21 protein-coding genes are annotated in these 19,663 nt (G+C 64.8%); 9 read left to right on the top strand and 12 right to left on the bottom strand.

Features of this window, described 5'->3' with window-relative positions:
* Positions 1-268: 268 nt before the first annotated feature.
* The 3 genes from ACW9UL_RS15840 to ACW9UL_RS15830 all read right to left on the bottom strand — a co-directional run bounded on the left by ACW9UL_RS15840 (position 269) and on the right by ACW9UL_RS15830 (position 2,118).
* Positions 269-1,303 (bottom strand): hypothetical protein, encoded by a 1,035-nt coding sequence (locus ACW9UL_RS15840; protein WP_457787603.1) that lies wholly within the window; start codon positions 1,301-1,303, stop codon positions 269-271.
* An 82-nt stretch (positions 1,304-1,385) separates the two neighbouring features.
* Positions 1,386-1,724 carry a DUF7716 domain-containing protein gene (locus ACW9UL_RS15835; protein ID WP_457787602.1) on the bottom strand — a complete coding sequence of 113 codons (339 nt, stop codon included), beginning with the start codon at positions 1,722-1,724 and terminating at the stop codon, positions 1,386-1,388.
* 85 nt (positions 1,725-1,809) lie between these two features.
* Positions 1,810-2,118 carry a chorismate mutase gene (locus ACW9UL_RS15830; RefSeq protein ID WP_457787601.1) on the bottom strand — a complete coding sequence of 103 codons (309 nt, stop codon included), beginning with the start codon at positions 2,116-2,118 and terminating at the stop codon, positions 1,810-1,812.
* Positions 2,119-2,287: 169 nt separating this feature from the next.
* On the opposite strand from ACW9UL_RS15830, the gene ACW9UL_RS15825 reads away from it, so the two are divergent.
* The 6 genes from ACW9UL_RS15825 to ACW9UL_RS15800 all read left to right on the top strand — a co-directional run bounded on the left by ACW9UL_RS15825 (position 2,288) and on the right by ACW9UL_RS15800 (position 8,765).
* Positions 2,288-3,253, top strand: coding sequence for an integron integrase (locus ACW9UL_RS15825; RefSeq protein ID WP_457787600.1), 966 nt, complete (start codon positions 2,288-2,290; stop codon positions 3,251-3,253).
* Between the two features lie 307 nt (positions 3,254-3,560).
* A complete protein-coding gene (locus ACW9UL_RS15820) occupies positions 3,561-4,484 on the top strand; it encodes an ABC transporter ATP-binding protein (protein WP_021443703.1) in 924 nt (307 codons plus the stop codon).
* Positions 4,481-5,212: an ABC transporter permease subunit gene (locus tag ACW9UL_RS15815; RefSeq protein WP_397488679.1), complete on the top strand. Its 732-nt coding sequence runs from the start codon at positions 4,481-4,483 to the stop codon at positions 5,210-5,212. The genes ACW9UL_RS15820 and ACW9UL_RS15815 overlap by 4 nt, the downstream gene beginning before the upstream one ends.
* Positions 5,213-5,221: 9 nt before the next feature.
* Entirely contained in the window at positions 5,222-7,051 is a 1,830-nt protein-coding gene (locus ACW9UL_RS15810; RefSeq protein ID WP_457787599.1) for a GldG family protein, read from the top strand.
* Positions 7,052-7,330: 279 nt separating this feature from the next.
* The gene (locus ACW9UL_RS15805; protein WP_457787598.1) at positions 7,331-8,323 is read left to right on the top strand and encodes a DUF4340 domain-containing protein; all 993 of its coding nucleotides are present in this window, start codon (positions 7,331-7,333) and stop codon (positions 8,321-8,323) included.
* A 232-nt stretch (positions 8,324-8,555) separates the two neighbouring features.
* On the top strand, positions 8,556-8,765 hold the full coding sequence (locus ACW9UL_RS15800; RefSeq protein WP_031303182.1) for a cold-shock protein: 210 nt from the start codon (positions 8,556-8,558) through the stop codon (positions 8,763-8,765).
* 196 nt (positions 8,766-8,961) lie between these two features.
* On the opposite strand, the gene ACW9UL_RS15795 is transcribed toward ACW9UL_RS15800, so the two are convergent.
* The 4 genes from ACW9UL_RS15795 to ACW9UL_RS15780 all read right to left on the bottom strand — a co-directional run bounded on the left by ACW9UL_RS15795 (position 8,962) and on the right by ACW9UL_RS15780 (position 12,524).
* Positions 8,962-9,333, bottom strand: coding sequence for a hypothetical protein (locus tag ACW9UL_RS15795; RefSeq protein ID WP_021444312.1), 372 nt, complete (start codon positions 9,331-9,333; stop codon positions 8,962-8,964).
* A 5-nt stretch (positions 9,334-9,338) separates the two neighbouring features.
* Positions 9,339-10,166, bottom strand: a complete 828-nt coding sequence (locus ACW9UL_RS15790; protein WP_457787597.1) for a putative RNA methyltransferase — start codon at positions 10,164-10,166, stop codon at positions 9,339-9,341.
* A complete protein-coding gene (gene dapE, locus ACW9UL_RS15785) occupies positions 10,163-11,305 on the bottom strand; it encodes a succinyl-diaminopimelate desuccinylase (protein WP_457787596.1) in 1,143 nt (380 codons plus the stop codon). Before dapE ends, ACW9UL_RS15790 begins: the two co-directional genes overlap by 4 nt.
* Before the next feature lie 67 nt (positions 11,306-11,372).
* Positions 11,373-12,524 carry an iron-containing alcohol dehydrogenase gene (locus ACW9UL_RS15780; protein WP_457787595.1) on the bottom strand — a complete coding sequence of 384 codons (1,152 nt, stop codon included), beginning with the start codon at positions 12,522-12,524 and terminating at the stop codon, positions 11,373-11,375.
* A gap of 124 nt (positions 12,525-12,648) precedes the next feature.
* Between ACW9UL_RS15780 and tcdA the strand changes: the two genes are divergently transcribed.
* The 3 genes from tcdA to ACW9UL_RS15765 all read left to right on the top strand — a co-directional run bounded on the left by tcdA (position 12,649) and on the right by ACW9UL_RS15765 (position 14,909).
* A complete protein-coding gene (tcdA, locus tag ACW9UL_RS15775; protein ID WP_397497092.1) occupies positions 12,649-13,458 on the top strand; it encodes a tRNA cyclic N6-threonylcarbamoyladenosine(37) synthase TcdA in 810 nt (269 codons plus the stop codon).
* A gap of 101 nt (positions 13,459-13,559) precedes the next feature.
* Entirely contained in the window at positions 13,560-14,390 is an 831-nt protein-coding gene (locus tag ACW9UL_RS15770) for a substrate-binding periplasmic protein (RefSeq protein WP_397497091.1), read from the top strand.
* A 48-nt stretch (positions 14,391-14,438) separates the two neighbouring features.
* A complete protein-coding gene (locus ACW9UL_RS15765) occupies positions 14,439-14,909 on the top strand; it encodes a YehS family protein (RefSeq protein WP_122109824.1) in 471 nt (156 codons plus the stop codon).
* 235 nt (positions 14,910-15,144) lie between these two features.
* On the opposite strand, the gene ACW9UL_RS15760 is transcribed toward ACW9UL_RS15765, so the two are convergent.
* From ACW9UL_RS15760 to dapC, 5 genes are all read right to left on the bottom strand, one after another.
* On the bottom strand, positions 15,145-15,549 hold the full coding sequence (locus ACW9UL_RS15760; protein ID WP_397488669.1) for a SufE family protein: 405 nt from the start codon (positions 15,547-15,549) through the stop codon (positions 15,145-15,147).
* 106 nt (positions 15,550-15,655) lie between these two features.
* The gene (locus ACW9UL_RS15755) at positions 15,656-16,861 is read right to left on the bottom strand and encodes an aminotransferase class V-fold PLP-dependent enzyme (protein ID WP_457787594.1); all 1,206 of its coding nucleotides are present in this window, start codon (positions 16,859-16,861) and stop codon (positions 15,656-15,658) included.
* A 168-nt stretch (positions 16,862-17,029) separates the two neighbouring features.
* Entirely contained in the window at positions 17,030-18,064 is a 1,035-nt protein-coding gene (gene dapD, locus ACW9UL_RS15750; RefSeq protein ID WP_397497087.1) for a 2,3,4,5-tetrahydropyridine-2,6-dicarboxylate N-succinyltransferase, read from the bottom strand.
* Positions 18,065-18,101: 37 nt separating this feature from the next.
* On the bottom strand, positions 18,102-18,449 hold the full coding sequence (locus tag ACW9UL_RS15745; protein ID WP_457787593.1) for an ArsC family reductase: 348 nt from the start codon (positions 18,447-18,449) through the stop codon (positions 18,102-18,104).
* Positions 18,446-19,648 carry a succinyldiaminopimelate transaminase gene (gene dapC / locus ACW9UL_RS15740; RefSeq protein WP_457787592.1) on the bottom strand — a complete coding sequence of 401 codons (1,203 nt, stop codon included), beginning with the start codon at positions 19,646-19,648 and terminating at the stop codon, positions 18,446-18,448. The genes ACW9UL_RS15745 and dapC overlap by 4 nt, the downstream gene beginning before the upstream one ends.
* Between the last annotated feature and the right edge of the window lie 15 nt (positions 19,649-19,663).

Below are 19,663 nucleotides of genomic sequence, written 5' to 3'. Positions count from 1 at the left end.
TTTCCAGAGCTTGGAGAGTGTCTAGGAAAGCCGGGGCGATTCAAACTTCAGGCTTGCGAGTTGCCTTTTTGACGCTTGAAATGTGGAAGAAAACCTGTTCGCTTTTACCTTCAGGGCTGATGAAGCCGAAGCCTTTATCATCCCTCCATGAAACAATTTTCCCTTTCATTCTTGTGGAGCTCTCATTTTTAATGGCGTACCTAACGTTTGGTTAAGGGGCGGGCTTTAGCCCGTCTCAGTGAGCGCAGCGAACGGTTTGAACCAGTTGTTATACGTCATTAACGATTACTTCGATGACTTGGGTTTTGACGTTGAGATATTCATACGCGGCTCTGGCTTTATGTATGAAGGCGGCATCCCGAGAGAATAGAAAATCTGAAAACGAAGCTATAGCGGCGTGCCCCGCATCACTCATTGCGGCAGTGAATCTTCTGTCATGCTTCATTTTGGAATCTGGGTAGTAGCCGATAATATTTAATACGTTGTATACAGAGGTCACTTTTTCGTGCAAATACATTTCTCTGTTGTAAATTGGGTTTCTTGATATACCTAAAAATTGCTCTATTGAGAAATTATTCTCCCTGTAGCCATCAAGGGTTTTATAGATGCTCCATATTTTATTTATTACGTTCGGCGGTTCAATGTTGTTCAGCTGCACTGGCCCGACATTCATATGTTTGCGGTATGTCTGAACACCAGAATAATTTAATTCATCTTCTATGTGCTTACGCAGCTCCGCTGTTGAATGGGCAAGGGCCTCGTTGAAGCTGTTTTGCATTTCTTTTGTGTGGGCAGAGAATGCGGCTTCTATCCCAGGAACTAAATCTTTTATCTCGTCAACCTGGTCTGAGATATAGTTCATTAAGTGACTGAATGAATCTATTTGCTCTCTGTTGATGTCATCAAAGTCGCTTCCTGCACGGCCGCCATAGAATTTAAGCAATGATTGCGCCGTGGCTTTTTCCATCGCTTCATAAACTGGCTCAATGTTTTTGCAGTAATCTTCAAATGCATCGAACGGGTTTGATTCTTTTAATATGGCTTTATCAGTTACTTTAAAACTTTCAGTGATGAATATTCGAAGGTGCATCGCCTCCAAGCTTTCAAGAACCTCAAGAAATTTTGAGCCACTATCTCCTGTTCTTTTGATTTCTTTGAGTGTTTCATCTGAATAAATAATCTGATATTTCTCTCTCAGCTCAGATGCGAATGGCAAATCTCTATTTTTTACAAATATATCAAGAATGTTGTGGTCTAAATATGCTGTTGGCTTTCCATCATAATTGTTATTCGGAGTTCTCACTCAATACCCCTATGATGTATAACGGTTGGTTAAGGGGCGGGCTTTAGCCCGTCCCAGTGAGCGAAGCGAACGATTTGAACCACTAGTTATGCGCTGTAATATCTATAAAGGCATCGTTCTGCCAGTAGAAGTTGATGGCGAGAAAAAGCTCCGCTAAAGAATAGGTGGGCTTCTGCTGTCGAAGATTCTCGATTATATCTTCAATTTGATCTTTGTGGAAAAAACAGCGAAGACCGCTTTGCTCTAATTCGGCTTCTTGTCGATCTTGTTCCTCAGGTGAAAGCTTCCTGCTACTTACTGCGACGCAAGGGGTGGACTCTCCCAAATATTTAGTACCATCAGGAATCCAAAGCCATATATCACGTGTCATGTTGGCGAGATTGTTAATCCACCAGACTAGCGGCTTGCTTTCTCCTTCCATGGATCCCTCCTTAGCGCATAACGTTTGGTTAAGGGGCGGGCTTTAGCCCGTCCCAGTGAGCGAAGCGAGCGGTTTGAACCTATTGTTAGGGTTGTACGCTATTTTGGTTAAGCAGTGAGTGCTCTTTAAGCTCCGCGTTAATGAAGCCAGAGATCATTGCGCGATAAACGCTCTCCACTACTTCCGTATTAGCCCCTTGCTCTTGTGCGAGAGATACGACTTTTGAAATGACTTGCTCTACCCGGTTGGGGGCTTTCACTTCATCTGTTGTCTTTTTAAAGGATGCGGCTTTAGCGACAAACGCTCCGCGCTTTGCGAGCAGCGCCACGATTTCTCGATCTATCTTGTCGATATTTTCGCGAACTTCGTTAAGTGAACTGCAGTTGACTTCCATGTGCGACGTACTCCGATTTTTGGTTTTAGTCCTAACTATTAATTAGGCGACATGGCTGTCGCGTTTGCCCACGACACCTGTCGCATAACCTTCCTTGTCGTCTGGTAAGTCCTTGTCTAGCTTGAAGGTGGTCGCGGTAAACGCGACAGCACTCAGGGAGAAACGCGACATGGATGACGGCAAGCCCAAGCTGCTGGATCAACTGCGCCAGCAGATTCGAGTCAGAAACTATTCCATCCGTACCGAAACTGTCTATGCCGAGTGGGCAAAGCGCTATATCCGCTTCCATCGCTATCGGCATCCGGCGGAGATGGGCGCGGCGGAGATCGAGGCTTTTCTGACTCATCTGGCGGTCAAGCGCGATGTGTCCGCTTCGACGCAGAACCAAGCCCTGGCCGCTCTGCTGTTTCTCTACAAGGAGGTGCTCAAGCTGGATTTGCCCTGGTTACAAGACATAGTGCGGGCGAAGAAGCCCCAGCATCTGCCGGTGGTGTTGACTCGCGCCGAGGTGGAGGCCTTGCTGGCGCAGCTGCAGGGCGTGAGCTGGATTGTCGCCAACCTGCTCTATGGCTCGGGCTTGCGTCTACTCGAGGCGCTGCGGCTGCGGGTCAAGGATGTGGATTTCGCCCGGCGGGAGATTCTGGTGCGCGATGGCAAGGGCCAGAAGGACCGGGTAACCATGCTGCCCATGCGTATCGTCGAGCCGCTGCAGTTGCATCTCGACAAAGTGCGCGGCTTGCATTGCAGCGATCTCGCCGAGGGTTTTGGCGAGGCCAACTTGCCCTTCGCCCTGGCGCGCAAGTATCCCAATGCGGCCAAGGAATGGGGCTGGCAGTTCGTCTTTCCGTCCATTAACCGCTCGCGGGACCCGCGCGGCCAGGGGACCTTCCGTCATCACCTGCACGAGAAGACCATTCAGCGTGCGGTGCGCGAGGCAGCGCGGCGTGCCGGCTCGATCAAGCACGCCACGCCGCATTCGCTGCGCCATTCATTCGCCACTCACCTGCTGGAGGCGGGCCAGGACATCCGCACGGTGCAGGAGCTGCTCGGCCACGCCGACGTGAAGACCACCATGATCTACACCCATGTGCTCAATCGCGGCGGCCTGGCGGTGCTGAGCCCGCTGGATCGCTGAGGGCGTGCTGAAAAGCCATTTACCGCCATACCTGCGAAGGCGCTGGTCCCGGTGCGGCGTATTCCCCTTCGGGCCAGCGCAAGCGCTGTTCAGCGATAAAGCTGCTGTCCCGCCTGCGCGGGAACGACGACTATTTCAGGTATTGCTGGGCGCGCCGCCGGGCGGCGGTAACCTCCGGTAAATTTCCGTGGGCGCCACTCGGTTGCAATCAGCGCATCCGACTTCTTATAGTTCCGCCGGCATTTTTGCAGGCCTGGCTCGTGCCCACGAGCGGCGCGCCAGGCTTTGACCGCACTGGTGAGAGGCCATGATCGAAATAAGAAACCTGACCAAGCGTTTTGCGCAGCACACGGCAGTCGACGACCTGTCGTTCAGCGTCCAGCCGGGGGAGGTGCTGGGCTTTCTCGGCCCCAACGGCGCCGGCAAGTCCACCACCATGAAGATGCTCACCGGCTTTCTCGCGCCGAGCTCCGGCACGGCGAGCATCCTCGGTTGCGATATCCAGACCCAGACCCTGCAGGCCCAGCGGCAGATCGGCTATCTGCCGGAAGGCGCGCCCTGCTACGGCGACATGACGGTGCGCGGCTTTCTCGACTTTATCGCCGAGGTGCGCGGCTTTCGTGGCGCCGAGAAGCGTCAGCGGGTCGAGCGCGCCGTGGCGCAGGTGGAGCTGGACAAGGTGCTGGAGCAGAGCATCGAGACGCTGTCCAAGGGTTTCAAGCGCCGCGTCGGCCTGGCCCAGGCGATCCTCCACGATCCGCGCGTGCTGATTCTCGACGAGCCCACCGACGGCCTCGATCCCAACCAGAAGCATCAGGTGCGCCAGCTGATCCAGGGTCTGGCGCGCGACAAGATCGTGATCATTTCCACCCACATCCTCGAAGAGGTCACGGCGCTGTGCACCCGCGCGGTGGTGATCGCTCAGGGCCGCTTGCTGGCCGACGGCACGCCGCTGGAGCTGGAAAGCCGCTCGCGCTACCACCAGGCGGTGACCCTGGTGGCCGCCGAGCCGTTGGATCTGGATGCCCTGGCCGCGCTGCCGGGGGTGGCCGGGATCGAGGAGAACCACCTGGAGCACAGCTTCAGCGTGCTGGCCAAGCCGGGCGAGGTGATCTTCCCGCAGGTCAACGCGCTGATCGGCCAGCGTGGCTGGAACATCAAGGAACTCAACGTGGAACGCGGCCGGCTCGACGAAGTGTTCCGCAGCCTGACCCGGGGAGAGCAGCCATGACCCAGTTGCCGGTGATCTTCAAGCGCGAGCTGGCGAGCTACTTCGCCACGCCGCTGGCCTATGTGTTCATCGTGATCTTCCTGGTGCTGTCCGGGGTGTTCACCTTCTACCTGGGCGGTTTCTTCGAGGGCGGCCAGGCGAATCTGTCCGCCTTCTTCAACTTCCACCCCTGGCTCTACCTGTTCCTGGTGCCGGCGATTGCCATGCGCCTGTGGGCGGAGGAACGCAAGTCCGGCTCCATCGAGCTGCTGATGACCCTGCCGATCACCCGCTTCGAGGCGGTCACCGGCAAGTTCCTCGCCGCCTGGGTGTTTGCCGGCATCGCGCTGCTGCTGACCTTCCCGATGATCGTCACGGTCAATTACCTGGGCGAGCCGGACAACGGCGCCATCGTCACCGGCTACATCGGCAGTTGGCTGCTGGCCGGCGCCTATCTCGCCATCGGCTCGTGCATGTCGGCGCTGAGCAAGAACCAGGTGATCGCCTTCATCCTCGCGGTCAGCGCCTGCTTCCTGTTTATCGTCAGCGGCTTTCCCATGGTGCTCGACGCCTTCGCCTGGGCGCCGCAGTGGCTGGTGGACGCCATCGCCTCGCTGAGCTTCCTGGTGCGCTTCGACGCCATCAGCAAGGGTGTGATCGATCTGCGCGACCTGCTGTATTTCCTCTCGCTGATCGCCGCCTGGCTGACCGCCACCGCCGTGGTCATCGACCTGAAGAAAGCCGACTGAGGAGCGCCCATGAAAAAGCTGATCTATTCCGGCGCCGGGCTGCTGCTGATCGCGGCGGCCTTTCTCGCCTTCAACCTACTGGCCGGCCTCGGCCTGGGCGGCGCCCGCCTGGACCTGACCGAGCAGAAGCTTTACACCATCTCGGATGGCACCAAGCAGATCCTTGGCGAGCTGGACGAGCCGATCAACCTGTACTTCTTCTACTCGGACAAGGTGGCCAAGGACCTGCCGGCGCTGCGCACCTACGCCCAGCGCGTGGAGGAGATGCTCAAGGCCTACCAGCGCCAGGCCGGCGGCAAGATCCGCCTGCACCTCATCGACCCCGAGCCCTTCTCCGAGGACGAGGACAAGGCCGCCGAGTTCGGCCTGCAGGGCATCCCCCTGCAGCAGGGTGGCGACTCCATCTACTTCGGCCTGGCCGGCACCAACGCGCTGGACGACACCCAGGTGATCCCGTTCTTCGCCCTGGATCAGGAGGAACACCTGGAGTACGAGCTGAGCCGCCTGGTGCAAAGCCTTGCCAAGCCGCAGCTGCCGGTGGTCGGCGTGCTCTCCGGGCTGCCCATGACCGGTGGCTTCGACATGATGGCGCGGCAGCCGACGCCGCCATGGATGGTGCTGGAGCAGGTGCGCCAGCTGTTTTCGATCGAGCAGCTCAGGGCCGACGTCGACCTGATTCCCGACAGCGTCTCGGTGCTGTGGCTGGTGCACCCGAAGAATTTGCCCGAGCAGACCCTGTACGCCATCGACCAGTTCGTCCTGCGCGGCGGCAAGCTGATGGTGTTCGTCGACCCCTATGCCGAGGCCGACACTGGCGACATGCCGGGCGAGATGGCGGTGGACAAGGGCTCCAACCTGGAGCCGCTGTTCCAGGCCTGGGGCCTGCGTCTGGTGCCGGACAAGGTGCTCGGCGACGGCTCCTACGCCATGTCGGTGAGCATGGGCCAGGGCCAGCGTGCGGTGCGTCATGCCGCCTGGCTGAGCCTGCCGCGCCAGGCGCTGGACCAGGAGGACATCGCCACCGCCGGGCTGGAGAGCATCACCGTCGCCACCGCCGGCATCCTCGAACCGGTGGAAGGCGCCAAGACCCGCTTCACCCCGCTGCTGCAGAGCTCCGAATACGCCATGCCCTTCGACGCCCAGCGTTTCGCCATGCTCAGCAATCCGGAGGAGCTGATCCGCGAGCTGGAGCCCACCGGCGAGCGCTACGCCATCGCCGCGCGCATCGACGGCCCGGCGCAGAGTGCCTTCCCCGACGGCATCGAAGGGCGCAAGGACGGCCTCAAGCAGGCCGATACCATCAACGTGATCGCGGTGGCCGATACCGACATCTTGAGCGACCGCCTGTGGGTGCAGGTGCAGGACTTCTTCGGCCAGCGCATTCCGCAGCCCTGGGCCGACAACGGCAGCTTCGCGATCAACGCGCTGGACAACCTGGCCGGCTCCGAGGCGTTGATCAGCGTGCGTTCGCGCGGCCGCTTCAGCCGTCCCTTCGTGGTGGTGGAAGAGTTGCAGCGCGCCGCCGAGCAGCGCTTCCGCGAGAAGGAACAGGCGCTGCAGGCGCGCCTGGCCGAGACCGAGCAGCAACTGGCGGCGCTGCAGCGCAACGACGACCCCAGCCAGGCGCTGGAGCTGACCCCGGAGCAGCAGGGCGCGGTGCAGCGCTTCATCCAGGAGAAGCTGGCGATCCGCAAAGAGCTGCGCGACGTGCGCTACCAGCTCAACGCCGATATCGAGGCGCTGGGCCGCACGCTCAAGGTGATCAATATCGCCCTGGTGCCGGCACTGCTGACCCTCGGCGTGCTGGCGCTGTGGCTGTGGCGGCGCCGCCGGGCCTGAGCATTGTGGGAGGCGCTTTAGCGGCGATTCTTTCGCGGCTAAAGCGCGTCGGGTGGATCGGGGCGCGTAGCTGTCGCTTTTTACATCCACCACAACGGTGGATCGGTGAAGCCTGATCCACCCTACGAACCAGGGCCGTAGGGTGCGCTGCTCGCAGCAAAGCTTTTGAGGCGGTGCGCATGGCGCACCACGGTTCGTCGCTTTCAACCTTGGGGGCATCTGTCGCTCCGATGGGGAGCCGAAGGATGAGCCTCCCGAGTTTTCAACAGTGAGGAGATCATGGGACGCAAAGGTCTGATCGCATTGATCGTCATCGTGCTGCTCTGCCTGCTGGGGTACCTGGCGCTGCAGCAGCGCCAGCAGCAGGGCACTGCACAGCTCGAACGCACGCCCTGGCTGGCCGCCGAGCAGGGCTATCTGGGTAGCCTGCAGGCGCTGGAAATCCAGCCGCCCGGCCAGCCGGCGGTGCGTATCGAGCGCCGCGACGAAGCCTGGGTGGTGCCGGCCAAGGCCGATTACCCGGCCGCGCGCGAGCCCCTGGCCGAGCTGCTGCGGGCGCTGCGCGAGGCGCGCAGCGTCGAGGCCAAGACCGCCAACGCGCAGTGGCACGCACGCTTGGGCCTGGCGGAAAGCGGCGAGGAGGGCGAGCAGGCGCTGCGTCTGCAGCTGCAGTTCGACGGCCATCCCGAGTTGAGCCTGCGCCTGGGCAACCCGTCGCAGCAGGGCAACGGGCAACTGGTGCGCCGCGCCGGCGAGGACCAGGTGTGGCTGATCGACCAGCAGCTCGACCTGCCCAGCCGCGAGCTGGACTGGCTGGATCGCCGCGTTGCGGACATTCCCTTCGCCAGCGTCAAACGCCTGGAGCTGCGCTACGCCAGCGGCGAGACGCTGACCCTGAGCAAGCCCGACGCCGAGCAGTACAACTTCACTGTGGAGCAGTTGGACAAGGGCCAGCAGCTCAGTTTCGAGGGCGCGGCCAACGGCATGGTCACGCTGTTCTCCAACCTGCGTTTCGCCGATGCCGCGCCGCTGGCGCAGATCGCTTTCAAGCAGGCGCCGATGCTCAGGCTGAGCCTGACCGGCTTCGACGGCCAGAGCCTCGAAGGCGCGCTGTACCAGCAGGGCGAGCAGCACTGGCTGGTGCTCGGCGAGCGCCAGGGATTCGAGGACGGCGAGGTGGCCGCGCGCAGCGATTGGGCCTATCGCCTGGACGCAGAGCAGGTGCAGAGGCTGGCGAAGAAATTACGCGATTTGCTGGCGAAAAACGGATAAAAACCGGCTGTAACCCCGATGTTGTCTGGTTTGCGCTCGGTTCTAAAAAAGTGCTTTTCAGTCACATTTCATGCTTTATACTCGGCCCAGCGGTTGCAGCAAGAACGCCCTTCGCTTGACCTGCTCCATGCTCCAATTGCCGGGGTTGGCGAACGATGAACAGAACGTTTTTACCGAGCCGTCACAGCGCCTATTCGGGACAATAAAAATTTGCGAGTTGGAGAAGTGGGTAATGGCAGATCGTGAGACCGGAACCGTCAAATGGTTCAATGATTCCAAGGGCTACGGGTTCATTCAGCGCGAAAGCGGCCCGGACGTATTCGTTCACTACCGCGCCATCCGTGGCGAAGGCCACCGCACCCTGATCGAGGGGCAGAAGGTCGAGTTCGGCGTGACCCAGGGCCAGAAAGGCCTGCAGGCGGAAGACGTTTCCGCGGTCTGAGCTCCAGCTCGAAACACGAAAAGGCCCGTCATCGACGGGCCTTTTCGTTTATGGTGCAAGGGTGGATGTCGTTTTTTGCATCCACCACGCGGTGGATCGATAAGGCGTGATCCACCCTACGGATCGTGCCGGGCGCAACGGGTGGTTGGGTGAATGGCCACGGTGCGCGCTACGCACCCTACGGATGCGGCCGCTGTCATTCCGTACGCCAGACGATCTCGGTTTCGCCGTCGGCATCCACCTTGATCCAGCGGTCGGCTTCCTCGTCGCTTTCATCTTCCACCCAGGTTCCCGGCGCGCAGCGGATCTGCACGCCGAGCGCGGCATGGGCGGCGCGGGCGCAGGCCAGGTCGTCGGCCCAGGGCGTGGCGTCGCTTTCCAGGTACAGGCTGTGCCATTTGCCCACGGCCTTCGGCAGCCAGGTCACCGGCACCTCGCCGGCCTTGCATTTGAAGGTCTGGCCCTTCTGCTGCCAGTCGCTGCAAGGGCCCAGGGCCTCACCCAGCCACTGCGCCACGGCGTCGCGTTCGGCGTCTTTCAGGTAGATCTCGATATCGGGTTGGCGCATGGCATTCAGTCCTGAGAGCGTGGGCTCTGGGTTTTGACGATCCAATCGTAGCGGATGGCAACGGTAACTTCGAAGGGCGCGGCAATCACCGCCTCGCGCCGTTCGGCACTGGCGCGCCAGCCGTGCGGGGTCATGGCCAGCAGGTCGGCGCGGGCCTGGGCATCGCTCAGGTGCAGCGGGAACTCGAGGGTTTCGCTATGGGCCAGGTGCATGCCCGACGGGATCAGCGCCAGGTGCTTCTCGTCGTCATAGTCGCGCACCTCGTCATAGAGCTTCTGCCGCAGCTCCATCAGGTGCACGCGGGTCGGGCCCATGCGCAGCAGGCCGCCGCCGGGGGCGAGCAGCCGCTTGGCCTCGGCCCAGTCGAGCGGGCTGAACACGCTGGCCAGCAGCTCGCAGCTGGCATCCGCCAGTGGCACGCGGGCCATGCTCGCCACCAGCCAGTTCAGCTGCGGGGCGCGCTTGCAGGCACGCTTGATCGCCTCGCGGGAGATATCCAGGGCATAACCGTCGGCATGGGGCAGGGCGTGGGCGATCTGCTCGGTGTAGTAGCCCTCGCCGCAGCCGATATCCAGCCAGCGCGCCGGTTGGTACTCGGCCGTCAGTGCCGCCAGGCGCGTGGCCAGCGGCGCGTAGTGACCGCCGTCGAGAAAGCGCCGGCGCGCCTCGACCATGGCGGCGTTGTCGCCAGGGTCGCGGCTGTTCTTGTGTTGCACCGGCAGCAGGTTGTAGTAGCCCTGGCGCGCGCGGTCGAAGCTGTGCCGGTTGCTGCAGACCAGGCCGTTGTCACTGGGCTGCAGCGGCGTCTGGCAGAGGGGGCAGATCAGGCTCATGCCAGCAGTTTCACCAGGGTCTGGTAATAGACTTCGGTGAGCAGGTCGAGGTCGCTGGCCAGCACCCGCTCGTTGATCTGGTGGATGGTGGCGTTGACCGGGCCCAGCTCGACCACCTGGGTGCCCAGGGTGGCGATGAAGCGCCCGTCGGAGGTGCCGCCGCTGGTGGACGGCGTGGTGTCGCGACCGGTGACGTTCTTGATGCTGGCGGCCACGGCGTCGAGCAACTCGCCCGGCTGGGTGAGGAAGGGCAGGCCGGACAGCGCCCACTCCAGGTGGTAGTCCAGGCCGTGCTTGTCGAGGATAGCGGTGACGCGCTGCTGCAGGCCTTCGACGGTGGATTCGGTGGAGAAGCGGAAGTTGAACACCGCTTTCAGTTCGCCGGGGATGACGTTGGTGGCGCCGGTGCCGGCATTGAGGTTGGACACCTGGAAGCTGGTCGGCGGGAAATAGTCGTTGCCATGGTCCCAGTGCTCGGCGGCCAGTTCGGCCAGGGCCGGGGCAGCCAGATGAATCGGGTTCTTCGCCAGGTGCGGGTAGGCCACGTGGCCCTGCTTGCCGTACACGGTGAGGGTGCAGCCGAGCGAGCCGCGGCGGCCGTTCTTGACCACGTCGCCGAGCAGGCTGGTGCTCGACGGTTCGCCGACGATGCACCAGTCCAGGCGCTCGCCGCGTTCGCGCAGACGCTCGACCACCGCCTTGGTGCCGTGCTGGGCCGGGCCTTCCTCGTCGCTGGTGATCAGAAAGGCGATGGCGCCCTTGTGGTCCGGGTGGTCGGCGGTGAAGCGCTCGACGGCGACGATCATGCTCGCCAGGCTGCCCTTCATGTCCGCCGCGCCGCGGCCGCAGAGCATGCCGTCTTCATCGACGCGTACGTCGAACGGCTGGTACTGCCAGGCGTCCAGCGGGCCGGTGGGCACCACGTCGGTATGCCCGGCGAAGCACAGAACCGGGCCGTCGCCGCCGCGCTTGGCCCAGAAATTCTCCACCTCTTCGATGCGCATGTGCTCGACCTCGAAGCCGCAGGCGGCCAGGCGACGCATCATCAGCTCCTGGCAACCTTCGTCGACCGGGGTCACGGACGGGCGGCGGATCAGGTCGAAGGCGAGTTCCAGGGTCGGGGTGAGGGTGGCGGTCATTGCGGCTCCGGTACGGCGGCTAGCGTGAAGGCTGGCCATCTTAAAGCAAAAGTCGTTACCGATCAGGTCATAAGGCGCGCAGCAGGATGCGTTCGCACACGGTCGGGTCGAGCTCGTCGCCTTCACCGAGGGCACCCGGACTGCGGCGTTGCAACTGCGCCAGCACCTCCGGGACCGCCTCGGCGTCCAGGCCGTGATCGCTCAGCCGGGTGGCCAGGCCGAGGTCGCAAAAGAACCCCGCGGTGGCGGCGATGGCGGCGTCAATGCGCTGCTCCGCGTTGCCGGCGGGCAGCTGCCAGACCCGTTCGGCGTATTGCTGCAGCCTGGCGCCGTGCGCCTCGCGGCATTCGGCGAGCAGCGCGGGCAGCACCACGGCCAGGCTCTGCGCCGGGGCCAGGTGGTACAGCGCGCTCAGCTCCCGGGCGATCCGCCGCGCGCCGCCCGCCGGTACCACGCCGCAGCCGGCGGGGCCGTCGAGCGCCTGCAGCGCGCACCACAGCAGGTTGGCGCGCACGGCCTGGTCCTCGGGATCGGTCATCAACTTGCGACCTTCCTCGATCAGGGTCAGCAGCAGGGCCTCGGCGTAGCGCGCCTGCAGCGGCGCGTCGGCCGCGACGCCGAGGTAGCGCTCGCAGGTGCGGGCGAACGCCTCGATCACCGCGTGCGCCAGTTGCTGACGCGGCGCGTCGAGGTGGAGGCCGGGGTCGACGATGGCGAAGCGCGGGTGCAGCAGCGGGCTGGCGAAGGGCAGCTTCTGCTGGCGTTCGGCATGGCTGACCAGGCCCTCGGCGTGGCTCAGGGCGCTGCCGATCGGCAGGGTCAGCAGGCAGCCCAGCGGCAGCGCCGCGCGGATCGGCGCGCCGCACAGCAGTTGCAGCGGATCGCCGGGGTGGCACAGGGCGGCGGCGAGGAACTTGCCGGCATCGATCGGCGCGTCGCCGCCGATGGCCAGGACGAAGTCGCAGGCGTCGTGCCGGGCCTGGGCCACGGCGCGCAGCAGGGTGTCGTACTGCGGGTTGGGCTCGATCCCGGCGAAGCGGCTCAGCGGGCGCCCGTGCAGGCTGCGCTCCACCTCGGCCCAGACGCCGTTGCGCAGGATGTCGGCGCCGGCGTGCAGGGCCAGCACGCGGCTGCCGGGCGGGATTTCCTCGGCCAGGCGGGCGATCTGGCCGCGGCCGAAGTGCAGCCGGGTCGGGTTGTAGACGCTGAAGTTGCGCATGGGCGAAGCCTCGCTGCTGCGCTCACTATAGCGCCGGCTGCGCCGCCCGCCGGGCGAACCGCCCGGCGGGCTTGGGCGCAGGCATGGCCGTGCCTATAATGCGCGCCTTGCTGCAGGGGGTGAGATGAACACAGACGAACAACGTTTCGGCGGCATAGCCCGGCTCTACGGCCGCGAGGGCTATGCGCGGCTGGCCGCGGCGCATGTGGCGGTGGTCGGCATCGGCGGCGTCGGCTCCTGGGCGGCCGAGGCGCTGGCGCGCTCGGGCGTCGGCGAGATCTCGCTGTTCGACCTGGACGACGTCTGCATCACCAACACCAATCGCCAGGTGCACGCCGTCGAGGGCGCGGTGGGCAAGGCCAAGGTCGAGGAGATGGCCGCGCGCATTCGCGCCATCAACCCGGCCTGCGTGGTGCACGCGGTGGCCGATTTCGTCACCCGCGAGACGATGGCCGAGTACATCACCGAGCAGCTCGACGGGGTGATCGACTGCATCGACAGCGTGCCGGCCAAGGCCGCGCTGATCGCCTGGTGCAAGCGGCGCAAGATCCAGATCGTCACCACCGGCGGCGCCGGCGGCCAGGTCGACCCGACGCAGATCCAGCTCGCCGACCTCAACAAGACCTTCAACGACCCGCTGGCAGCCAAGGTGCGCAGCACCCTGCGCCGCGACTACGGTTTCTCGCGCACGCCGGGGCGTACCTATAGCGTGCCCTGCGTGTTCTCCACCGAGCAGCTGCGCTATCCCAAGCCGGACGGCACGGTGTGCCAGGCCAAGGGCTTTGTCGGCGAAGGGGTCAAGCTGGACTGCGCCGGCGGCTTCGGCGCGGTGATGATGGTCACCGCCAGCTTCGGCATGGCCGCCGCCGCCAAGCTGGTGGACAAGCTGGTGGCCGGTGCCCGGCGCCCGGCCGAACGTGGCCGCAGCGACTGACGGGGGCTTGTGCGGCGGCCTGCTTGGCTAAGCTGAGACAAAAAAGGAGTGGCAGAACTCGGGCAGGGACGCTTCGCTGTGTTTGCGCGTTGAGGTGATCCGTGTCGTACCTGTTTTCCCGTCTGCGTGGTGGACCCTTCGCCGCCAGCCTCTGCATGGCGCTGCTGCTGGGCGGCGTGCTGCCGGTGGCGGCCGAGCCGAAGCTGCGCATCGGCACCGGCGACTGGGCGCCCTACGTCGACCAGCGCCGCGCCGATGGCGGCGCCATGGCGCGACTGATCAGCGCGGTGTTCGCCGAGGCGGGCTACGCGGTCGAATACGTCTTCTACCCCTGGGATCGCAACGTGCTGATGCTGCAGCAGGGTCAGCTGGACGCCATCATGCCCTACAGCTGCAGCCCCAGTCGCCTCAACTACGGGGTCTGCAGCGACCCGGTGGTGCGCGGCGAGGTGGTGCTGTTCCATCGCCGCGAGCTGGCGTTCGACTGGCGTCGCATCGAGGACCTCAAGCGCTACCGCATCGGCACCACCCTCGGTTATTCCTACGGCTCGCGCTTCGACCAGGCGCAGCAGGACGGCCTGCTGCAGGTGCAGCAGAGCGGCAAGGAGGACACCAGCTTCCGCCTGCTGGAACTCGGTCGCATCGACCTGCATCCGCAGGACCGCGCGGTCGGCTACGCCATGCTGCGTCGCCTGTTCCCCGGCGCCGAGGGGCGCGCCATCACCCATCACCCGCGCCACCTGAACACCGAACCGCTGCGCCTGCTGTTTCGCAAGGACGATGCCGAGGGCGAGCGGCTGCTGCGCCTGTTCAACGCGGGCCTGCGCCATTTCGCCGAGCGCGGCGACCTGGCGCGCCTGCAGCAGGCGCTGAATTCCGGCGACGCCGATGCCTGGCTGCCGACCAGCCGGGCGCAGGCGCTGCGCGACTGACGGCGGATGCGCCTATAATCGCCGCCCGCTTCCGTTGAGACCGCCGCAATGACCAATAACGACGTACTGCGCAGCCTGCGCTACCTGCTGGCCATCGGCGACGCCAAGCTGGTGGAGATCTGCCAACTGGCGGACTACCCGGTGACCCTGGAGCAGATCTCCGCCTGCCTGCTCAAGGACGACGAGGCCGGCTACCAGCCCTGCAACGACGCCTTGCTGGCCCATGTACTGGAAGGCCTGGTGTTCTACAAGCGCGGCAAGGACGAGAGCCGCGCGCCGCTGCCGGTGGCGACGCGCTTGAGCAACAACATCGTGTTGAAGAAGCTGCGCGTGGCCTTCGAACTCAAGGACGACGACATGCAGGCCATCCTCCAGGCCGCCGACCTGCCGATGACCAAGGCCGAACTCGGCGCCCTGTTCCGCAAGCCCGGGCACAAGCACTACCGCGAGTGCGGCGATCAGGTGCTGCGCAATTTCCTGCGTGGCTTGACGCTGCGCGAGCGCGGCAAGGGCGACTAGCGGCGTGACGATATCGGGGGAGTAGGGTCTTCCCTGGCAACGCGCGTTTCGTAGGGTGGGTTAGCCGCCTGTTACGTCTGTCGATCGACTCCCATTGCCTGGTGCGGCGTAACCCACCATCGGTGCAACGCCATCCATCGCCTGGTGGGTTACGCGGCGCACCACGATGGCGGTGGCCGAACGTTCGAAGGTTTGCGCCGCTAACCCACCCTACGCTGATTCGGCATGTCGGGATCTAACCAGCCAGTTCGCGCATGCGCTGCAGCACCGCATTGAGCCCGTTGCTGCGCGAGGGCGAGAGCTGGCGGGCCAGGCCGAGCTGGTCGAACCAGGCGGCCAGGTCGAGCGCCGCCAGTTCCTCGCCCCGCAGGCCGTCGACCCGGGCCAGCAGCACGGCCAGCAGGCCGCGCAGCAGGCGGGCGTCGCTGCCGGCGCGAAAGTGCCAGGCGCCCTCGTGTGTTTCCGCCACCAGCCAGACCAGGCTTTCGCAGCCATGCACGCGATTGGCCTCGCAGCGTTCGGCCTCGCTCAGCGGCGCTAGGCGCTCGCCCCACTGCATCAGCAGGCGCGCGCGCTGCTCCCAGCCGGGGCAGGCGGCGAAGGCCTCCAGGGCGTGCTGGGCTGCAGTCGGCAAGTTCATGGCTGCAATGATCCCGTAGGAGCGGCTGTAGCCGCGAATTTCGCTAGCACCGCGATTTTGCGCCTGACATCGGCCGCGGTTCGACCGCTGCAACCCAGGGGCTGGGTCATCGCAGCAGCTCCAGGGCCTGGTCCAGGGCATCGAAGAAACGATCCAGGTCGGCGCCGTCGTTGTACAGGCCGAGCGAGACGCGGATCGCGCCGGACAGCCCCAGGCCTTTCATCAGCGGCATGGCGCAGTGGTGCCCGGCGCGCACGGCGATGCCCTGTTCGCTGAGCAGGTGGGCCAGGTCGGCGTTGTGCACGCCGTCGACGCAGAAGCTGGCCAGGGCCAGTTGCGGCGCGCCGAGCAGGCGCACGCCGTCGCGCAGTCCGAGGCCGGCCAGCAGCTTGGCGTGCAGCGCTGCCTCGTGGCCGGCCATCACGGCCTGGTCGAGGCCGGCCAGCCAGTCCAGCGCCGCGCCCAGGGCGATCACGCCCGACACCGGCGGGGTGCCGGCCTCGAAGCCCAACGGCGCCGGGCGGAAACGCGCGTCCTGGTAGTCGGCGTCCAGCACCATCTCACCGCCGAACTGCCAGTGGTGCAGACGCGCCAGCGCCTCGCCGCGGCCGTAGAGCAGGCCGACGCCGTCCGGGCCGTAGAGCTTGTGCGCCGAGCAGACGTAGAAATCGCAGCCCAGCGCCTGCATGTCGTGGCGGCCGTGCACCGCACCCTGGGCGCCGTCGACCACGCTGAGGGCGCCCTGGCTGCGCGCCAGGGTCAGCAGTTCGCGCAGCGGCTGCCAGCGCCCGAGCACGTTGGACAGCTGCGCCACCGCCAGCAGCCGGGTACGCGGGCCGATCAGCTCGGCGGCGCGGGCCAGGTCGATGCTGCCCGCGGCATCCAGCGGCAGTACCACCAGCTTGAGCCCGTGGCGCAGCGCCAGCTGCTGCCAGGGCAGCAGGTTGGCGTGGTGCTCCAGGGCGCTGACGACCAGCTCGTCGCCGGGCTGCAGCAGATGCTCCAGGCCGTAGGCCAGCAGGTTGAGCGCCTCGGTGCTGCCGCGGGTAAAGACAATCTCATCGCGGCTGGCCGCGTTCAGCCAGGCCGCGGCCTTGTCCCGCGTGCCTTCGAAGGCGCGGGTGGCGCGCTCTCCCGGCAGGTGCTGGGCGCGGTGCACGTTGGCGGCGCCGCTGGCCAGGTAGCCGAGCAGGCTGTCCAGCACCGCCTGCGGCTTCTGCGCGGTGGCGGCGCTGTCCAGGTAGGTCTGGCCCTCGGCTTCGAGGGCGAGAATGCCGGGGAAAGCGGCGCGCCAGGGGGAGATCAGTGACATGGATGCTTCCAGAGATCTTCTGGCAGTTAAAAGTTGGGTTTAACGTGTCGCGAGCGACGGCCAGACAAGGCGCAATAAGGCGAGGACGCAGAGTTTACTGGTGTAAATGAGCGTCCGAGCCTTATTGCAACGCAGTATGGGCTAGCGCAGCAGCGTTAAACCAACTTTTCAGTTGTGGGCGTGCAGGGCTTCGTTCAGTTCGATGGCCGACTTGTGGGTCTTGCACTCCACCGCACCGGTCTGCGAGTTGCGGCGGAACAGCAGGTCCGGCTGACCGGCCAGTTCGCGCGCCTTGACCACCTTCACCAGTTGGTTCTGGTCGTCGAGCAGTGCCACCTTGGTGCCGGCGGTGATGTACAGGCCCGACTCCACGGTGTTGCGGTCGCCCAGCGGGATGCCGATGCCGGCGTTGGCGCCGATCAGGCAGCCTTCGCCGACCGAGATGACGATATTGCCACCGCCGGACAGGGTGCCCATGGTCGAGCAGCCGCCGCCCAGGTCCGAGCCCTTGCCGACGAACACGCCGGCCGAGACGCGGCCTTCGATCATGCCCGGACCGGCGGTGCCGGCGTTGAAGTTGACGAAGCCCTCGTGCATCACCGTGGTGCCTTCGCCGATGTAGGCGCCCAGGCGCACGCGCGCGCTGTCGGCGATACGCACGCCGGCCGGCACCACGTAATCGGTCATCTTGGGGAACTTGTCCACCGAGAACACCTCCAGCAGCTCGCCCTTCAGACGCGCTTCCAGCTGGCGCTCGGCCAGTTCGCCGAGGTCGACCGCACCCTGGCTGGTCCAGGCCACGTTGGGCAGCAGCGGGAAGATGCCGGCCAGGTTCAGGCCGTGCGGCTTGACCAGGCGGTGCGACAGCAGGTGCAGCTTGAGGTAGGCCTCGGGGGTGCTGGTCGGCGCAGCGTCTTCGGCGAGGAAGGTCGCCACCAGCGGGTTGTGGCTCTCGGCCAGGCGGGTGAGCAGGGCGGCCTGGGCGGCGTCGACGCCCTTGAGTGCATCGGCCAGTTCGCCGGCCTGGGCGCTGCTGAAGGCGATGGCCTGGTTGCCGCCCTGGTAGCCGAGAATGGCCGCGGCCTTGTCGCTCAGCTCCACGGCCGGATTGAGCAGGGGCAGGGCGTAGAAGACTTCCAGCCAGTTGCCCTGGCGGTTCTGGGTGCCGACGCCGAAGGCGATGCTGAAGAGGTTGGTGCTCATAGGATGGTTTCCTTGCAACGAAATCGAGGGTGAAGAATCAGGCCAATGCGGCTTGGTAGTTATCCGGTTTGAAGCCGACCAGGGTACGCTCGCCGAGATCGAGCATCGGGCGCTTGATCATCGAGGGCTGGGCCAGCATCAGCGCGATGGCCTTGGCCTGGTCGAGGTCGGCCTTCTGCTCGTCGGCGAGCTTGCGGAAGGTGGTGCCGGCGCGGTTGAGGATGGTCTCCCAGCCGTGCTCGGCGCACCACTGCTGCAGGCGCTCGCGGTCGATGCCGGCGCTCTTGTAGTCGTGGAAGTCGTAGGCGATGCCGCGCTCGTCGAGCCAGGTGCGGGCCTTCTTCATGGTGTCACAGGCTTTGATGCCATAGAGGGTCTTGCTCATGGAGTGCGTCCTTCGATAAAGCGGCGGATGCGCTGGGCGGCTTCGATGCACTCGGCCAGCGGCGCGACCAGGGCCATGCGCACGCGCCCGGCGCCGGGGTTGATGCCGTTCACCTCGCGCGACAGGTAGGAGCCCGGCACCACGGTGACATGTTCGGCGGCGAACAGCGCGCGGGTGAACTCGGCGTCGTCGCCCGGGGTGCGCGCCCAGAGGTAGAAGCCGCCGTCGGGGCGCTGCACGTCCATCACCGGCTCAAGGATATCCAGCACGGCGTCGAACTTCTCGCGGTACAGCTCGCGGTTGGCGCGCACGTGGTCCTCGTCGTTCCAGGCGGCCACGCTGGCCATCTGGGTCTGCACCGGCATGGCGCAGCCATGGTAGGTGCGGTACAGCAAAAAGGCCTTGAGGATCTCGGCGTCGCCGGCGACGAAGCCCGAGCGCAGGCCCGGCAGGTTGGAGCGCTTGGACAGGCTGTGGAACACCACGCAGCGTGCAAAATCGCTGCGGCCCAGCTCGGCGCAGGCGCTGAGCAGGCCGGCCGGCGGGTTGGCCTCGTCGAAGTACAGCTCGCTGTAGCACTCGTCGGCGGCGATGACGAAGTCGTGCTCGTCGGCCAGGGCAATCAGCTTCTTCAGCGTTTCCACCGGGATCAGCGCGCCGGTGGGGTTGCCCGGCGAGCACAGGAACAGAATCTGGCAGCGCTGCCAGACTTCGCTCGGCACTGCGTCGAAGTCCGGGTTGAAGCCGTGGGCTTCCAGGCACGGCAGGTAGTGCGGCTCGGCGCCGGCGAGAAACGCCGCACCTTCGTAGATCTGGTAGAAGGGATTGGGGCTGACCACCAGGCCTTTGGCATTGCGGTCGACCACGGCCTGGGTGAAGGCGAACAGCGCCTCGCGGGTGCCGTTGACCGGCAGCACGTGGCGCGCGGCATCCAGCCAGCCGGCCGGTACGCCGAAGCGCCGTTCGCACCAACTGGCGATGCTCTGGCGCAGCTCAGCCAGGCCCAGGGTGGTGGGGTAGACCGCCAGCTTGTCGAGGTTTGCGGTCAGCGCCTGGGCGACGAAGTCCGGCGACTCGTGCTTGGGCTCGCCGATGGACAGGGCGATGGCGCGCTTGTCCGCGGCCGGCTGCACGCCGCCGAGCAGGGCGCGCAGTTTCTCGAAGGGGTAGGGCTGGAGCTGGTCGAGGGCTGGGTTCATCGGGGCTTCCGGAAA

The organism is Pseudomonas sp. PL-6, assembly GCF_054110165.1.
The sequence above is the reverse complement of the archived record's forward strand: the minus strand, read 5'-3'. Positions and strand labels throughout refer to the sequence as shown.